The following is a 15498-nucleotide window of genomic DNA, read 5'->3' on the forward strand; positions in this document are numbered from 1 at the left end:
GTTTCGTCCGTTCGTACTTTGCCTTTGCCATTTCGCGGGCGCCTCTGGGTTCGGGGGCCGGCACCGGCCCGTGTCAATATCGCCGGCTACCTATTGCTCCGGGCGGAAAAAATCAAGCCCAGTCCGCAGTCCCGGCGCAGATCGGACGTGGCGGCGTGGCCAATGCGCATACAGTCCGCGCCATGCCCCGCCGCCGCCCCGCGGAGGGACGCCGGAGCGGAGATCGACGCCGTCCCGAAGCCGGGTTTCAGCCGGTGAAGCGGTTGTCGCGCGGGAAGCCGCGCGGCGCCATGCGCCCCGCCGTCGCACGCTTTCCAAGCCATTCCGACAGGTCGGATTCGGTGCGGGTGCGTCCGGCCGGATCCTTCCAGCTCAGCCCCTCGGCGCGGGCGAAGGTGATGGCGTCGGCGAGCCCGCCGTCCTTGAACTTCTGCAACCTGACGCCCTTGCCGCGCGCCATCTCCGGCAGCTCGTCGAGGGCGAAGACCAGCATCTTGCGATTCTCGCCGACGCAGGCGACCGAATCGCCCGAGACCGGCCGGAACACCGCGGTGCGGATCCCCTCGCGCATGTTCAGCACCTGCTTGCCGGCGCGGGTCTGGGCGATCAGCTCCTCGGCGGGGGCGACGAAACCGTCGCCCTCGGACGAGGCGAGCAGGTATTTCTCGCCCGGTTTCGGCACCACGACATGGGTGATCTCGACCTCGTTCGGGATGTCGACCATCAGCCGCAGCGGATCGCCCATGCCGCGCCCGCCGGGCAGCGCGGCACCCAGCACCGTCCAGGCCCGCCCGTTCGAGCCCATCAGCACGATACGGTCGGTGGTCTCGGCATGGAGCGCGAAGGCCGGCCCGTCGCCGTCCTTGAACTTCACCTCGGCATCGAGCGGCTGCGTGCCCTTCATCGCGCGCACCCAGCCCATCTTCGACACGATGACGGTGATCGGCTCGCGCTCGATCATCGCCTCGATCGGCACCTCGACGACCTCGCCGGCCTCGGCGAAATCGGTGCGGCGCCGGCCGATGGCCGTGGCCTTGCCGAAGGCCTTGCGCACCGCGCCGAGTTCGGTCGAGATGGTCTTCCACTGCGCCTTCTCGGAGGCGAGCAGCGCCTCGAGCCCGTCGCGCTCCGTCATCAGCCCGTCGCGCTCGGCGCGCAGTTCCATTTCCTCAAGCCGGCGCAGACTGCGCAGGCGCATGTTCAGGATCGCCTCGGCCTGGGCTTCGGTCAGCCAGGCGGTGGCACCCTCGACCGGCCAGGGTTCGGCCATCAGGGCCTGCTTCGGCTCGTCCTCGTGGCGGATGATCTCGATCACCCGGTCGAGGTTGAGATAGGCGACGATGTAGCCTTCGAGGATCTCCAGCCGTTTCGCGATCTGGTCGAGCCGGTGCTGCGAGCGCCGGCACAGCACATCGCGGCGGTGGTCGAGGAAGGCGCGCAGCACCTCCTTGAGCGAGCACACCTTCGGCACCGTGCCGTCGATCAGCACGTTCATGTTCAGGCTGAACCGGACTTCGAGTTCCGAGTTGCGGAACAACATGCCCATCAGCTGCTCGGGGTCGACGGTGCGTGCGCGCGGTTCCAGAACGATGCGCACGTCATCGGCGCTTTCGTCGCGCACGTCGGCGAGGGCGGGGACCTTCTTCGCCTCGATCAGCTCGGCCAGACGCTCGATCAGCTTGGATTTCTGCACCTGATAGGGGATCTCGGTGACGACGATCTGCCAGTTGCCGCGGCCGAGGTCTTCCTTCGTCCAGCGCGCGCGGAGCCGGAACGCGCCGCGCCCGGTGCGATAGGCGTCGAGGATATTCTCGCGCGGTTCGACGAGGATGCCGCCGGTCGGGAAATCCGGGCCGGGGATCAGATCGACAAGGGCGGTGTCGTCGATCTCGGGGGTGCGGATCATCGCCAGACACCCCTCGATCAGCTCGTCGAGGTTATGGGGCGGGATGTTCGTCGCCATGCCGACCGCGATCCCCGAGGCGCCGTTCGCCAGAAGGTTCGGGAAGGCCGCGGGCAGCACCACGGGCTCGCTGAGCGTGCCATCGTAATTCGGGCGGAAATCGACGGCATCCTCGGCCAGGCCTTCGAGCAGCGCCTCGGCCGGGGCGGCCATGCGCGCCTCGGTGTAGCGGCTGGCGGCGGGACTGTCGCCGTCGATGTTGCCGAAGTTGCCCTGACCGTCGACCAGCGGATAGCGCATCGCGAAATCCTGCGCGAGTCGCGCCATCGCGTCATAGATCGCGGCATCGCCATGCGGGTGATAGTTGCCCATCACGTCGCCCGAGATCTTGGCCGATTTGCGGAAGCCCCCGGTCGAGCTGAGCTTCAGCTCGCGCATCGCGAAGAGGATGCGCCGGTGCACCGGCTTCAGCCCGTCGCGGGCGTCAGGCAGCGCGCGGTGCATGATCGTCGACAGCGCATAGGTCAGGTATCGGCTGCCGATGGCGCGCGCCAGCGGTTCGGAAGAGGTCGGGGGATGCTTGATGTCGTCGTGATCGCTCATGCGCGCGACATTACCGGCGGGGCGGCGGGGGGTCCAGAAGCAAAGCGCGCGGGCGGGCCGGGGCTTTGGACGGGGGAAGCCGCTTCGCCGAAGGAGAGGTGGGGTAGCTCTGCCCCGCAGAAAGTTAAGAGAGGGGGCTCTGCCCCGCAGAAAGAATAGCGAGGGGGCTCTGCCCCCTCGGGCCTTCGGCCCTCACCCCCGGGATATTTGCGGAAAGATGAAAGAGGGGGGGCGCTCTCGCGAGGGGAGGCAGAAAGGTTCGGGCCGGGTCAGGCGAGGCTTTTCTTGTAGCAATCGGGGTTCATGTCGCGGATGTCGGTGCTGATCGCGGCGATCTTCGGGAAGGCTTCGCGCAGGGCGGCGACGAGGGCGCGCGAGAGGCCGAGTTTCATCGCGTCGCTGCGTCCGGCGAGCAGCAGCACCGTCACATGGATGAATGAGCGCCGCCCGTCGCCGAACAGGATCGCTTCGGGCTGCGTGGTGCGGAGCTTGAGATCCTCGGGCTTGATGAAGCCGCAGCCGGCGCAGATGTCGAAGGCGAGGCGCATCGCGTGGGCGCCGTCGAAATCGGCAGGGGTTTCGGTGAAATGCTCGATGACGACATGAGGCATGGGGGAGACCTTCGTTCGGGGTGACATTGGCCGGACCGGGATATCCGGTCCGGAGGCGGGTGTATCTGCAGACGGGCGGATCAGAACAGGGCGAAATACTCGCGCTGTTCCCATTCGGTGACGGTCGAGAGGTAGCGCTTCCATTCGGCGCGTTTCAGGACCGACATGTAGTCGGTGAATTCGGATCCCAGCATGGCGCGAAACAGCGTGCCGGCCTCGAAAGCCTCGATCGCGGCGATCAGGCTCGGGGGCAGGGCGCGGGCCTCGGCGGTATAGGGGTTCTCGACCGGGGCCGGGGCGGCGAGACCGCGCTCGATCCCCGAGACGCCCGACAGGATCTGCGAGGCGAAGTAGAAATACGGGTTGGCGGCGGGTTCGGCGACGCGGTTCTCGATGCGGCTGGCGCTGTCGCCGGGCACCATCAGCGCGCGGATCATCGCGCCGCGGTTGTCATGGCCCCATTCGATCCGGTCGGGGGCGAGGGCGAAGGGGCGATAGCGCTTGTAGCCGTTCACCGTGGGCGTGGTCAGCAGGCAGCTTTCGCCGGCGTGCTCCAGCAGTCCGGCGATCCAGGCGCTCGCAAGCGGCGGCAGGCTGTCGCCTTCGGTGGGCATGAACAGGTTCGCGCCCGAGGCATCGCTCAGCGACTGATGCAGATGCCAGCCGCTCGAGGCGGTGTTCTCGACATTCGGGCGGCACATGAAGGTGGCGTGCATCCCCTCGCGGGCGCAGACCTCTTTCACCATGGTGCGGAACATCATCATGTTGTCGGCATGGGCCATCGGATCGGCGGGCTCGAAGGTGAACTCGAACTGGCTCGGTCCCATCTCGACCTCGGTCGAGCGCACCGGCAGCCCGAGGGCCTGGGCATGGCGGCGCAACAGGTCCATCACCGGCTCCAGCCGGTCGTAATTGGTTTCCGAAAGATACTGATAGCCCTGATCGAGCAGGCGGGTTTCGGGCGGGCGGCCGGGCATCCCGGTCTCGGTGTGGCTCAGGCCTTCGGAGACGCGCTCGAAGACGTGGAACTCGACCTCGAGGCCGACGGTCAGGGCAAGGTCGTGGCGCGCCAGCCGTTCGATGGCGCGGCGCAGCACCGGGCGGGCGGCGAAGGGCAGCGGCTGGCCGTCGCGGGTGCAGGGGTCGCAGAAGATCCAGGCGGAATGCGGGCTCCAGGGCAGGATGCGGAAGGTCGCGGGATCGGGCACCAGCAGCATGTCTCCCGCCCCCGCCATCGTCGCCATCGCACCCTCGGGGCGGCCGTCCCAGATCGGGAAGACGGTGCGGTTCGAGGTGTCCTTGAGCAGGAGCGAGCCCGGCACGCTCAGCCCCGAGCGGAACACCGAGGCGAGCGCCCCCGCCGTCACCGTCTTGCCGCGCAGCACGCCATGCTGGTCGGCAAAAAGGACGCGCACCGTCTCGACGGGGCCGGAGGCGATCTCGTCCACCAGCGTCGCGGCGGCGCCCGGATCGGCGAGCAGCCCCTCGCGCGCGAGGCGGCCGGAGCGGATGGCGTCGAAGGTCGGGGAAGTCATGTCGGATGTCCTTTCTGGATCATGCGACAGGTCCCGCCGGGGCCTGCCAGAGGGTATGAGGGCCGGGGGTCAGGCGGCGTCGGCCTGCGCGTGAAGCAACGGCTGGCCCGGGTCCGCGGCGCGTGCCGGGTCGAGCGGCACGCCCGCCGCGATCAGCCGCCGTGCCGCCATGTGATCGGCCGCGGCATTGAGCGAGACGGCCGAGACCAGCCGGTGGCGCGCATCGAGATGCAGGACCGAAAACCCGGCTTCGCCCGGCGTGCCGCGCAGCAGCGCCGGGGCGTCGGGGCAGGGGAAGCCCGCCATCTGCAACCGCAGATCGTATTGATGCGACCAGAACCACGGCACCGCCGCGAAGGGTGTCGCGGCACCGAGCAGCACCGCCGCGGCGTGGCGGCCCTGATCGGCGGCGTTCTGGATCGATTCGAGCCGCAGCGGCGCGCCGGCCCCCGGCGGGGTGAAGGCCGCGCAATCGCCGATCGCCTGGATCGCCGGATCCGAGGTGACGAGCGCCGCATCGACCGCGATCCCGCCCGCGGCGAGCGTCAGCCCGGCCGCCTGCGCGAGGCCCGTCTCGGCGGTGCAGCCGATGCCCGCGACCACCGCGTCGCAGCGGATCTCGCGGCCGTCGGCAAGGCGCAGGGCACGGGCGCGCGTCCCGTCGAGCACCGCTGCGACCGGGCCGCAGGCGAGGCGCAGGTCCACCCCCTCGGCGCGGTGGCGGGCGAGGAGGACCCCGGTCGCCACGGCGGGCAGCGCGCGGGCGAGGCAGCGCGGCGCCGCCTCGAACAGGATGACACCGGCCCCGGCCTTGCGCGCGGCGGCGGCGACTTCGAGGCCGATGAACCCGCCGCCGATCACCGCGAGCCGCTGGCCCGGGCGCAACGCCTTGCGCAGGGCGCGGGCGTCGGTCAGATCGCGCAGGACGTGGATGTTCTCGGCCGCGGCGCTCAGCCGGCGCGGCGTGGCGCCGGTGGCGAGGATCAGCCGGTCATAGCCGAGTGTCTCGCCGCTGTCGGTGTGCACACGCCTGAGGGCGCGGTCGATGGCCGTGACGCGGCAGTTCAGCTTCAGCGCGATGTCATTGGCTTCGTAGAACGGCAGCCCCTTGAGGGGCGGGGCGTCGGGGCGGTCCTCGGTCAGGAAGGCTTTCGACAGATCGGGGCGCTGGTAGGGCAGCCGGTCCTCGGCCGAGAGCAGGGTTATCGGGCCGCTCCAGCCGCCCTGACGCAGCGACTGCGCCGCCTGCACCCCGGCGTGCGAGGCACCGACGATGACCACATGGCCGGCCATTCCCGGGGCGCCGTCCATCATTCGGCCGCGGGGATGTCGAAGACGGCGCCGTCCATCGCGGCGGTCACCGCGATCTGGCACGACAGCCGGCTGCGGGGACCGCGTTCGACCTCGGTGCAATCGAGCATCGCGTCCTCGTCCGGGCCGGGCGTGCCCAACCCCTCGGGGGCGAAGACATGGCAGGTGGCGCAGGACAGGCAGCCGCCGCATTCGCCTTCGATGCCGGCGACGCCGTTCATCACCGCGGCCTCCATGACCGACTGGCCGGGGGTGGCGGGGACGCGGGTCTCGGTGCCGGCGGCAGTGCGGAAGATCAGGGTGATGGGGTCGGGCATGGGATCCTCGGACGTCTGGAAGGGGCGGGATGCGGGGGTGGAACGGGCCCCCGGAAGGCGAGTGACGGCGCGGTGTGGCGGCCGTCGGGTTCAGAAAGACCTTGTTCCGGCTGGGGTTTGCGGACATGAAGAAGGCCGGGCCGGGGTTTGTCGGCGCGCCGCGGACACTCGGTCGGCCGCCCCCGTCATGCGCAGCGCGGAGTGCATCGGTTTCGACATGGCTATCCAACCTTTCTGCCGGAGTCGCTGTGTGCCCGGACGGGCCGTGCCCGGAGCGCGCGCCCCGTGCCGGGGATCGCGTCGTCTGAGGTCGGTCCGTTGTGCGATAATACACCAAATGGTGTATCCGAAATCGGGGTTCAAACTGAATTGCGGGTGCGCGGGGAGGACCCCGACGGAAATGATGGGTTTCGCATATATTTTAGGCGGCACTGCGCCGAAAACGGCACGGAAGGAAAACGGGCGTGACTGAAAACGGTCCGGGCGACAGCCGGCAGCCCGGGATTCCGGTGCGCGACATCTCGTTGACCTTCATGAAGGGCATGACGGTGCTGCGCGCCTTCGACGAGGAGCACTCGCACCTGACGCTGGCCGAGATTTCGCGCCTGACCGGGATCGAGCGGGCGGTGGTGCGCCGGCTGGTGCTGACGCTGGTCCAGATGGGCTATGTCCGCAAGGAGGCGAACCGCTACGCGCTGACGCCGCATATTCTCGTGCTCGGAGGCTCGTTCCTGCGGGCGAACCAGTTCGGCCGGCTGGTGCAGCCGCTGATCGAGATGTGCGCGCAGGATCTGGGGTTCAGCGTCGGGCTGGCGATGGGCGACGGCACCGATGCGGTCTATGTGGCGCAGGGCTCGCAGTCGAACGCGCGCTATACCTTCGGCTTCACGGTGGGCAGCCGGCTGCCGTTGCTGACCACCTCGATCGGGCGGATGCTGCTTGCCTGGGGCGACCCGGACTGGGCGAAAGGCGTGATCGAGACCGCGCCGTTGCAACCCCACACGCCCGAGACGCTGCTGGACCGCGCCGCCATCGCGCGCGCCGTCGCCGACAGCCGGGCGACGGGGGTGAGTATCACGCAAGGCGAGTTCGAGGCCGGTGCGACCGGGATCGCGGTGCCGGTCGGCCCGCTCGGGGCGGCGAAGGCGGCGCTCGGGTTTTCCGAGCCCGCGGCGACCGTGCCGCCCGAGGATTACGACCGCTGCATCGCCGTGCTGCGCCGCTATGCCGGCAACATCGCCGCGGTGATGAGCTGAGCGATTGCCGCGCGGTGCGATGCGCCGGGCGGACCGAAGATTTCGCCGGGGCTGCCATTTCGGGCCCCGGCTCCGGAGAGGAGGACTGTAACAATGACTGACAAGACCCTTGGATTCGATACGCTCGCCGTCCATGCCGGCGCCGAGCCCGATCCCGCCACCGGCGCGCGCCAGGTGCCGATCTACCAGACCACGGCCTATGTGTTCCGCGATGCCGCCCATGCCGCGCGGCTCTTCAACCTCGAGGAAGTGGGCTACATCTATTCGCGGCTGACCAACCCGACGGTTTCGGCGCTGGTGAACCGGGTCGCGGCGCTTGAAGGTGCGGTGGGCGGCGTCGCCTGTTCCTCGGGGCACGCGGCGCAGATCATGGCGCTGTTCCCGCTGATGGCGCCGGGGTGCAACGTGGTGGCGTCGTCGCGGCTTTACGGTGGCACGATCACCCAGTTCAGCCAGACCATCCGCCGCTTCGACTGGTCGGCGCGCTTCGTCGATACCGACGATCTGGCCGCGGTCGAGGCGGCGATCGACGAGAACACCCGCGCGCTGTTTTGCGAGACCATCGCCAATCCGGGCGGCTATGTCTCGGATCTCGACGCGCTGGCGAAGATCGCCGAGCGCGCCGGCATCCCGCTGATCGTCGACAACACCACCGCCACGCCCTGGCTGGTGCGCCCGATGGAGCATGGCGCGACGCTGGTCGTGCATTCGGCCACCAAGTATCTGACCGGCAACGGCACCGTCACCGGCGGTCTGGTGCTCGATTCGGGCAAGTTCGACTGGTCGGCGAGCGACAAGTTCCCCTCGCTCAGCCAGCCAGAGCCCGCCTATCACGGGCTGACCTTCCACAAGGCGCTCGGCCCGATGGCCTATACCTTCCACTCCATCGCGGTCGGTCTGCGCGATCTGGGCATGACGATGAACCCGCAGGGCGCGCATTACACGCTGATGGGGGTCGAGACCCTCGGTCTGCGCATGGAGCGTCACGTGAAGAACGCTCAGGCCGTCGCCGAATGGCTGGAGGCCGATCCGCGCGTCGATTTCGTCACCTATGCCGGGCTGAAATCCTCGCCCTGGTATGAGCGCGCGCAGCGGATCACCCCCAAGGGGGCGGGGGCGCTGTTCACCGTGGCGGTGAAGGGCGGCTATGAGGCCTGCGTGAAGCTGGTGAGCAGCCTCAAGCTGTTCAGCCATGTCGCGAACCTCGGCGATACGCGCAGCCTGATCATCCATCCGGCCTCGACCACGCACAGCCAGCTCGATGAAGAGGCGCTGGTGAAGGCGGGGGCGGCGCCGAACGTGGTGCGCATCTCCATCGGGATCGAGGATGTCGCCGACATCATCGCCGATCTCGATCAGGCGCTGGCGCAGGCGACGGCCTGATTTCCGCCCTTTCGGGGAGTGCAGCGGCCTCCGGCAGTCTTGCCGGGGGCCGTTTTCGTTTGCGTGCCTTCCGGTGCTGGGGCGCCCCACTTGCATTCCGCCCGTGGTCTCATATACTCTCCCCCAGTATATGAAATCCCGGTCGGAGAAAGCCGCGCCGATGCCCAACAATCCCGAGGACAAGAAGCGCGTGCTGACCCGTGTGCGCCGCATCCGCGGTCAGTGCGACGCGCTCGAACGCGCGCTGGAGGGCGGCGAGGCCTGTGCCCCGATCCTGCAGCAGATCGCCGCGGTGCGCGGCGCGATCAACGGGCTGATGGCCGAGGTTCTCGAAGCCCATGTCCGCGACGAGTTCGGCGCGGACGACGCCCGCGGTCAGGAGCTTCTGGCTCTGCTGCGCAGCTACATCAAATGACCCGTTTCCGGCTGGCATATGCCCGGCCGACCTGTCCCGGCGCCACCCGCGCCCCCTGCCTTATGGAGAAGACCAGATGAAATCCCGTGCCGCAGTGGCCTTCGCGCCCGGCAAGCCCCTCGAGATCGTCGAGATCGACGTCGCGCCGCCGAAGAAGGGCGAGGTGCTGATCAAGATCACCCATACCGGCGTGTGCCATACCGATGCCTTCACCCTGTCGGGCGACGACCCGGAAGGTGTGTTCCCCTGCGTTCTCGGCCATGAGGGCGCGGGTGTGGTGGTCGAGGTGGGCGAGGGCGTGACCTCGGTCGCGCCGGGCGATCACGTGATCCCGCTTTACACCGCGGAATGCGGCGAATGCGAGTTCTGCAAATCCGGCAAGACCAACCTTTGCGTCGCGGTGCGCGCGACCCAGGGCAAGGGCCTGATGCCCGACGGCACCACGCGCTTCTCCTACAACGGCGAGCCGATCTATCACTACATGGGCTGCTCGACCTTCTCGGAATATACCGTGGTGGCAGAGGTTTCGCTTGCCAGGATCAACGAGCACGCGAACCATGAAGAGGTCTGTCTTCTGGGCTGCGGCGTGACCACCGGCATCGGCGCCGTGCACAACACCGCCAAGGTGCAGCCGGGCGATTCCGTCGCGGTGTTCGGGCTGGGCGGCATCGGCCTCGCGGTGATCCAGGGCGCGCGTCAGGCCAAGGCCGGCCGGATCTTCGCCATCGACACCAACCCGGAGAAATTCGTTCTGGCGCGGCAGTTCGGCGCGACCGACTGCATCAACCCGAAGGATTACGACAAGCCGATCCAGCAGGTGATCGTCGAGATGACCGGCTGGGGCGTGGATCATTCGTTCGAATGTATCGGCAACGTCAATGTCATGCGCGCGGCGCTCGAATGCGCGCATCGCGGCTGGGGCCAGTCGGTGATCATCGGCGTCGCGGGGGCGGGGCAGGAGATCTCCACCCGGCCGTTCCAGCTGGTGACCGGGCGCAAGTGGATGGGCACGGCCTTCGGCGGCGTGAAGGGCCGTTCGCAGCTGCCGGGCATGGTCGAGGACGCGATGCACGGCGAGATCGAGCTTGCCCCCTTCGTCACCCACACCCTGCCGCTCGGTGAGATCAACGAGGCCTTCCATCTGATGCACGAAGGCAAGTCGATCCGCACCGTCATCCATTACTGAGACCAGCGACCGTTTCCGGGCCCCGGCCCGGAGGCGGTCCGAACCCGGAGGCCCCCATGGACCTGATCGAGGAACACCGCGCCGCCGAAGGCACGCAGCGCGTTTACCGGCACCGTTCCGAGGTGCTCGACTGCGAGATGAAAGTTGCGGTCTTCCTGCCGCCCGCGCCCGAGGGCGCGCGCCTGCCGGTGATCTACTGGCTGTCGGGCCTGACCTGCACGGAGCAGAATTTCATCACCAAGGCCGGCGCGCAGCGTTACGCGGCCGAGCACGGGGTGGTTCTGGTCGCCCCCGATACCAGCCCGCGCGGCGAGGGCGTGGCGGACGATCCGGCCTATGACCTGGGGCAGGGGGCGGGGTTCTACCTGAACGCGACGGAAGCGCCCTGGGCCGCGCATTACCGGATGCACGATTACGTCGTCCACGAGCTGCCGGCGCTGATCGAGGCGGAGCTGCCCGTGTCCGACCGGCGCAGCATCATGGGCCATTCGATGGGCGGGCATGGCGCGATCGTGCTGGCGCTGCGCAATCCGGGCCGCTACCGGGCGGTGAGTGCGTTCTCGCCCATCGTGACGCCGTCGCAGGTGCCCTGGGGGCGCAAGGCCTTCACCGCCTATCTGGGCGCGGATGAGGCCGCCTGGGCCGAGTGGGACGCGCTTGCGCTGCTGGCGGGGGCCGCCGAGCGGCTTCCCATCGTGATCGAGCAGGGTGGTGGGGACGAGTTCCTCGGCCCGCAGCTGCGTCCGGAGGATTTCGTCGCCGAGGCGGAGCGGCTGGGCCATCCGGTCGCGCTGCACCTGCGGCCGGGTTACGATCACAGCTATTACTTCATCGCGAGCTTCATCGGGGCCGAGATCGCGCGTCATGCGATGGTGCTGAAGGGGTGAAACTTCCCCGCGCCGGTTTTTCGGCGCGGGCGGATGGGGGCTCTGCCCCCGTCTCCTTCGGAGACTCCCCCGGGATATTTTCGGAAAGATGAATGGGGAAGGGCGGGATTATCGGGCGATGGCGGCCTTGATGACGGCGCGGGCCTCGGGCGAGGACCAGTCGGCGCCGCCGATCAGCCGGGCGATTTCGTGGCCGTCGCGGTCGATCAGCACGCTCACCGGCAGGCCCATCACCCCCATGCCGCGCGCGATGCGCTGGCTTTCGTCCTGATAGCGCGGCAGGTGCGTCACGCCCGCCTGATCGAAGAACCGCGCGATCTGGCCTTGCGGGTTGCGCCCGCTCGCGATGGTGACGACGGCGAAATCGGGGCCGGCCATCGCGCCTTGCAGCGCGTCGAGTTCCGGCATCTCGGTGCGGCAGGGCACGCACCAGGTGGCCCAGAAGTTCAGCAATACCACCTTGCCGTGGAATTCGGTCATCGAATGGGCGGCGCCGGTCTCGTCGGTAAACGGCAGGTCGGGGACGGGGAGCGGCGTTTCCATCACCGCGAGGCGCGACATCTCGCCTTGCCGCAGCGCCGTGAGTTCGGCCGAAAGCGGGCTGGCCGCGGCCGGCAGCGCATTTGCGCAAAGGCTCAGGGCCGTATAAAGGACGAGGGAACGCAGTGTGAGCGGGCGCAGCATGGTGCCTCCGACGAAGGGCAAGACGATGACCGACAGCCAGAAATCCTCGAACGCGATGTGGGGCGGGCGTTTCGCCTCGGGACCGGACGCGATCATGGAGGCGATCAACGCCTCGATCTCGTTCGACAAGAGGCTCTACGCGCAGGACATCCGCGGCAGCCGGGCCCATGCGGCGATGCTGGCCGCGCAGGGCATCCTTACGCATAGCGATGCCGAGGCGATCCGGGAAGGCCTTCTCACGGTGTTGTCAGAGATCGAGAAGGGCGATTTCCCGTTCTCGACCGCGCTCGAGGACATTCACATGAACGTCGAGGCGCGGCTGAAGGCGCTGATCGGCGAGCCGGCCGGGCGGCTGCACACGGCGCGGTCCCGGAACGATCAGGTCGCGACCGACTTCCGTCTGTGGGTGCGCGATCAGTGCGATCTGGTGCTCAAGGCCATCGAGGGGTTGCAGCGCGCGCTTCTCACTCAGGCCGAGGCCGGGGCGGAGTGGGTGATGCCGGGCTTCACCCATCTGCAGACCGCGCAGCCGGTGACCTGGGGCCATCACATGATGGCCTATGTCGAGATGCTGGCGCGCGACGCGGGCCGCTTCGCCGATGCGCGCCGGCGGATGAACGAATCGCCCCTCGGCGCGGCGGCGCTCGCCGGCACGAGCTTCCCGATCGACCGTTTCGCGACGGCAGAGGCGCTCGGTTTCGACCGGCCGATGGCGAATTCGCTCGACGCGGTGTCGGATCGCGATTTCGCGCTGGAATTCCTGTCCTCGGCGGCGATCTGCGCGGTGCATCTGAGCCGTCTGTCCGAGGAGCTGGTGATCTGGTCCTCGGCGCAGTTCCGCTTCGTCGCGCTGTCGGACAAGTGGTCGACGGGCTCGTCTATCATGCCGCAGAAGCGCAACCCCGACGCGGCCGAGCTGATCCGGGCGAAGATCGCGCGCATCCTCGGCTCCACCGTGGCGCTGTTCACGGTGATGAAGGGGCTGCCGCTCGCCTATTCGAAGGACATGCAGGAAGACAAGGAACAGGTCTTCGATGCCGCCGATACGCTGGAACTGGCGCTGGCGGCGATGACGGGGATGATTTCGGACCTCACGGTGAACCGCGACAAGCTGGAGGCGGCGGCGGCCTCGGGCTTCTCGACGGCGACGGATCTGGCCGACTGGCTGGTGCGCGAGGCGGGCCTGCCGTTCCGCGACGCCCATTACGTCACGGGCGTTCTGGTGGCGATGGCCGAGAAGCGCGGTGTCGATCTGCCGGATCTGACGCTCGCCGACATGCAGTCGGTCAATCCGGCGATCACCGAGGACGTGTTCCGCGTGCTGGGCGTGCACAATTCGGTCGCCTCGCGGCAATCCTACGGCGGAACGTCGCCGGTGCAGGTGCGCGCTCAGATCGCGCGCTGGCGCGAGATCCTGCGTTGAGCTAACAGGATCTGGATGTGCACCCTGAGGAGGGGCAAATGACAGTTCTGGTCCGGGTTTTCGGTTGTCTCGCGCTCGGTGCGCTTCTGGCCGGATGCGGGGTCGACGGCGATCCTCAGCCGCCGCTCCGGGCCGATGGCACGCAGCCCTCGCCCGTGAGCATTCAGGGCGAGGCCCGCGTCGGGGTCTCGGGGTCGTTCTGATGCGCGCCGGTCTTGTGGTTGCCGCGCTGCTGCTGGCGCTGGCGGGGTGCGTGCCGCCTCCGGGGGCGACGAGTGTCACCTATGCGTATAACGAGCCCGCTCCGGCCTATTACCGGCCGCGGCCCGCCTATTATTATTACGCTCCGCCGCCGCCGCGCTATTATGCCCCGTATTACCCGCCCCGGCGGGTGATCGTGGCGCCGCCGCCCGGAAGGCCATACTGGGACCGGCCGGGGTATGGCCCGCGCCCGGACTATGGCCCGCGTCCCGGCAGGTGGGACGACGACCATCGCGGGCCGCAAAGGGGCGAGCCCCGGCCAGGACGCCCGAATGATGGCCGGCCGCAGAATGGCGGGCCGCAGAGGGGCGGGCCGGGCGGCTTCGGTCCGCGACCCTAGAGAGTATCCGCGCCACGGATCCGGCGCGATTGCGCCCGACGTGGTTTCGCGCTAGCCAAGGCCGGACGCCGGGGCGACCGGCCCCCGGATCAGAGGCTTTCGCATGGATCACTTCCTTTACCGCAACGGCATCCTGCACGCCGAGGACGTCGCGATCCCCGAGATCGCGGCCACCGTCGGAACGCCGTTCTACGTCTATTCCGCCGCCACCCTGACCCGGCATTTCCGCCTGTTCGACGAGGCGCTTTCCGGCATCGACCATCTGGTGTGCTTCGCCATCAAGTCGAATTCCAACATCGCGGTGCTGAAGCTGCTCGGCGATCTGGGGGCGGGAATGGATGTGGTCTCGGGCGGCGAATACCGCCGGGCCAAGGCCGCGGGCGTGCCGGGCGAGCGGATCGTGTTCTCGGGCGTGGGCAAGACCCGCGAGGAGATCCACCTCGCACTCACCGGCGGGATCCGTCAGTTCAACGTCGAATCCGAGCCCGAGCTGATCGCGATATCTGAGATCGCCACGGCGCTTGGCGTCACCGCGCCGGTCGCGCTGCGGGTGAACCCCGATGTCGACGCCCATACCCATGAGAAGATCGCCACCGGCAAGTCCGAGAACAAGTTCGGCATCCCGATCGCCAAGGCGCGCAAGGTCTATGCGCTGGCCGCCTCGCTGCCGGGGCTGAGGGTGACCGGGGTCGATGTGCATATCGGTTCGCAGCTGACCGAACTCGCGCCGTTCGAGGCCGCCTTCCGCAAGATCCGCGAGCTGACCACCGAGCTGCGCGCCGACGGCCATGACATCCGCCGGCTGGACCTCGGCGGCGGTTTGGGCATTCCCTACACCCGCTCGAACGAGGCGCCGCCGCTGCCCGTCGAATATGTCGGCGTGATCAAGGACGTGCTGGGCGATCTCGGCTGCGAGATCGAGATCGAGCCGGGCCGGCTGATTTCGGGCAACGCCGGGCTGCTGGTCAGCTCGGTCATCTATGTCAAGGAAGGCGAGGGGCGGAAGTTCCTGATCCTCGATTCGGCGATGAACGATCTGGTGCGGCCCTCGATGTATGGCGCATGGCACGACATCGTTCCGGTGACCGAGCCCGCGCCCGGCACCCCCGTCGCGCCTTATGACGTGGTCGGCCCGGTGTGCGAGACCGGCGATACCTTCGCGCGTGGCCGGGCGCTGGTGCCGTTGGCGCCGGGCGATCTGGTGGCGTTCCGTTCGGCCGGGGCCTATGGCGCGTCGATGTCGTCCGAATACAACTCGCGCCCGCTGATCCCCGAGGTTCTGGTGCAGGGCGACCGTTTCGCGGTGATCCGCGCGCGGCCGAGCTTTGACGAAATGCTCGCCCGCGATACAGTGCCCGAGTGGCTCTGATCCGGTCCGGCCTG

At 68.6% G+C, this 15498-nt stretch carries 14 protein-coding genes; 8 read left to right on the forward strand and 6 right to left on the reverse strand.

Annotated features, from left to right (window positions below; genetic code table 11):
* Positions 1-247: 247 nt before the first annotated feature.
* The 5 genes from parC to CG50_RS12655 all read right to left on the reverse strand — a co-directional run bounded on the left by parC (position 248) and on the right by CG50_RS12655 (position 6280).
* Positions 248-2506: a DNA topoisomerase IV subunit A gene (parC, locus tag CG50_RS12635; RefSeq protein ID WP_036639000.1), complete on the reverse strand. Its 2259-nt coding sequence runs from the start codon at positions 2504-2506 to the stop codon at positions 248-250.
* A gap of 269 nt (positions 2507-2775) precedes the next feature.
* Positions 2776-3117: a 5-carboxymethyl-2-hydroxymuconate Delta-isomerase gene (locus CG50_RS12640; RefSeq protein WP_051909987.1), complete on the reverse strand. Its 342-nt coding sequence runs from the start codon at positions 3115-3117 to the stop codon at positions 2776-2778.
* 80 nt (positions 3118-3197) lie between these two features.
* Positions 3198-4652, reverse strand: a complete 1455-nt coding sequence (locus CG50_RS12645; RefSeq protein WP_036639003.1) for a glutamine synthetase family protein — start codon at positions 4650-4652, stop codon at positions 3198-3200.
* Positions 4653-4721: 69 nt separating this feature from the next.
* Complete coding sequence (locus CG50_RS12650; RefSeq protein WP_081880430.1) at positions 4722-5966, reverse strand: NAD(P)/FAD-dependent oxidoreductase; 1245 nt, start codon at positions 5964-5966, stop codon at positions 4722-4724.
* Complete coding sequence (locus CG50_RS12655) at positions 5963-6280, reverse strand: 2Fe-2S iron-sulfur cluster-binding family protein (RefSeq protein ID WP_036639008.1); 318 nt, start codon at positions 6278-6280, stop codon at positions 5963-5965. The genes CG50_RS12650 and CG50_RS12655 overlap by 4 nt, the downstream gene beginning before the upstream one ends.
* A gap of 464 nt (positions 6281-6744) precedes the next feature.
* Here CG50_RS12655 and CG50_RS12660 point away from each other — a divergent pair, with 464 nt between their 5' ends.
* The 5 genes from CG50_RS12660 to fghA all read left to right on the forward strand — a co-directional run bounded on the left by CG50_RS12660 (position 6745) and on the right by fghA (position 11407).
* Entirely contained in the window at positions 6745-7536 is a 792-nt protein-coding gene (locus CG50_RS12660; RefSeq protein WP_051909988.1) for an IclR family transcriptional regulator, read from the forward strand.
* A gap of 93 nt (positions 7537-7629) precedes the next feature.
* Positions 7630-8919 carry an O-acetylhomoserine aminocarboxypropyltransferase/cysteine synthase family protein gene (locus CG50_RS12665; RefSeq protein WP_036639011.1) on the forward strand — a complete coding sequence of 430 codons (1290 nt, stop codon included), beginning with the start codon at positions 7630-7632 and terminating at the stop codon, positions 8917-8919.
* Positions 8920-9079: 160 nt separating this feature from the next.
* Positions 9080-9334 carry a metal-sensing transcriptional repressor gene (locus CG50_RS12670; RefSeq protein ID WP_036639014.1) on the forward strand — a complete coding sequence of 85 codons (255 nt, stop codon included), beginning with the start codon at positions 9080-9082 and terminating at the stop codon, positions 9332-9334.
* A gap of 76 nt (positions 9335-9410) precedes the next feature.
* Positions 9411-10520 (forward strand): S-(hydroxymethyl)glutathione dehydrogenase/class III alcohol dehydrogenase, encoded by a 1110-nt coding sequence (locus CG50_RS12675; RefSeq protein ID WP_036639015.1) that lies wholly within the window; start codon positions 9411-9413, stop codon positions 10518-10520.
* Positions 10521-10576: 56 nt separating this feature from the next.
* Positions 10577-11407, forward strand: a complete 831-nt coding sequence (gene fghA, locus CG50_RS12680; protein ID WP_036639017.1) for an S-formylglutathione hydrolase — start codon at positions 10577-10579, stop codon at positions 11405-11407.
* 108 nt (positions 11408-11515) lie between these two features.
* On the opposite strand, the gene CG50_RS12685 is transcribed toward fghA, so the two are convergent.
* The gene (locus CG50_RS12685) at positions 11516-12091 is read right to left on the reverse strand and encodes a TlpA family protein disulfide reductase (RefSeq protein ID WP_245615724.1); all 576 of its coding nucleotides are present in this window, start codon (positions 12089-12091) and stop codon (positions 11516-11518) included.
* 25 nt (positions 12092-12116) lie between these two features.
* Between CG50_RS12685 and argH the strand changes: the two genes are divergently transcribed.
* The 3 genes from argH to lysA all read left to right on the forward strand — a co-directional run bounded on the left by argH (position 12117) and on the right by lysA (position 15484).
* On the forward strand, positions 12117-13514 hold the full coding sequence (gene argH, locus CG50_RS12690; protein ID WP_036639020.1) for an argininosuccinate lyase: 1398 nt from the start codon (positions 12117-12119) through the stop codon (positions 13512-13514).
* A 38-nt stretch (positions 13515-13552) separates the two neighbouring features.
* Entirely contained in the window at positions 13553-13717 is a 165-nt protein-coding gene (locus tag CG50_RS17245) for a hypothetical protein (RefSeq protein ID WP_169743353.1), read from the forward strand.
* 501 nt (positions 13718-14218) lie between these two features.
* Positions 14219-15484 (forward strand): diaminopimelate decarboxylase, encoded by a 1266-nt coding sequence (lysA, locus tag CG50_RS12695; RefSeq protein WP_036639023.1) that lies wholly within the window; start codon positions 14219-14221, stop codon positions 15482-15484.
* The last annotated feature ends 14 nt before the right edge of the window (positions 15485-15498 follow it).

This window comes from Paenirhodobacter enshiensis, assembly GCF_000740785.1.
GTDB classification, from domain to species: domain Bacteria; phylum Pseudomonadota; class Alphaproteobacteria; order Rhodobacterales; family Rhodobacteraceae; genus Rhodobacter; species Rhodobacter enshiensis.

Bases quoted from the DNA above. Each gene is read 5' to 3' on its own strand.
- CG50_RS12665 (WP_036639011.1), top strand. From the start codon at position 7,630: ATGACTGACAAGACCCTTGGATTCGATACGCTCGCCGTCCATGCCGGC.
- argH (WP_036639020.1), top strand. From the start codon at position 12,117: ATGACCGACAGCCAGAAATCCTCGAACGCGATGTGGGGCGGGCGTTTC.
- CG50_RS12650 (WP_081880430.1), bottom strand. From the start codon at position 5,966: ATGATGGACGGCGCCCCGGGAATGGCCGGCCATGTGGTCATCGTCGGT.
- CG50_RS12675 (WP_036639015.1), top strand. From the start codon at position 9,411: ATGAAATCCCGTGCCGCAGTGGCCTTCGCGCCCGGCAAGCCCCTCGAG.
- CG50_RS12670 (WP_036639014.1), top strand. From the start codon at position 9,080: ATGCCCAACAATCCCGAGGACAAGAAGCGCGTGCTGACCCGTGTGCGC.
- CG50_RS12685 (WP_245615724.1), bottom strand. From the start codon at position 12,091: ATGCTGCGCCCGCTCACACTGCGTTCCCTCGTCCTTTATACGGCCCTG.
- CG50_RS12655 (WP_036639008.1), bottom strand. From the start codon at position 6,280: ATGCCCGACCCCATCACCCTGATCTTCCGCACTGCCGCCGGCACCGAG.
- CG50_RS12645 (WP_036639003.1), bottom strand. From the start codon at position 4,652: ATGACTTCCCCGACCTTCGACGCCATCCGCTCCGGCCGCCTCGCGCGC.
- CG50_RS12640 (WP_051909987.1), bottom strand. From the start codon at position 3,117: ATGCCTCATGTCGTCATCGAGCATTTCACCGAAACCCCTGCCGATTTC.
- fghA (WP_036639017.1), top strand. From the start codon at position 10,577: ATGGACCTGATCGAGGAACACCGCGCCGCCGAAGGCACGCAGCGCGTT.
- parC (WP_036639000.1), bottom strand. From the start codon at position 2,506: ATGAGCGATCACGACGACATCAAGCATCCCCCGACCTCTTCCGAACCG.
- lysA (WP_036639023.1), top strand. From the start codon at position 14,219: ATGGATCACTTCCTTTACCGCAACGGCATCCTGCACGCCGAGGACGTC.
- CG50_RS17245 (WP_169743353.1), top strand. From the start codon at position 13,553: ATGACAGTTCTGGTCCGGGTTTTCGGTTGTCTCGCGCTCGGTGCGCTT.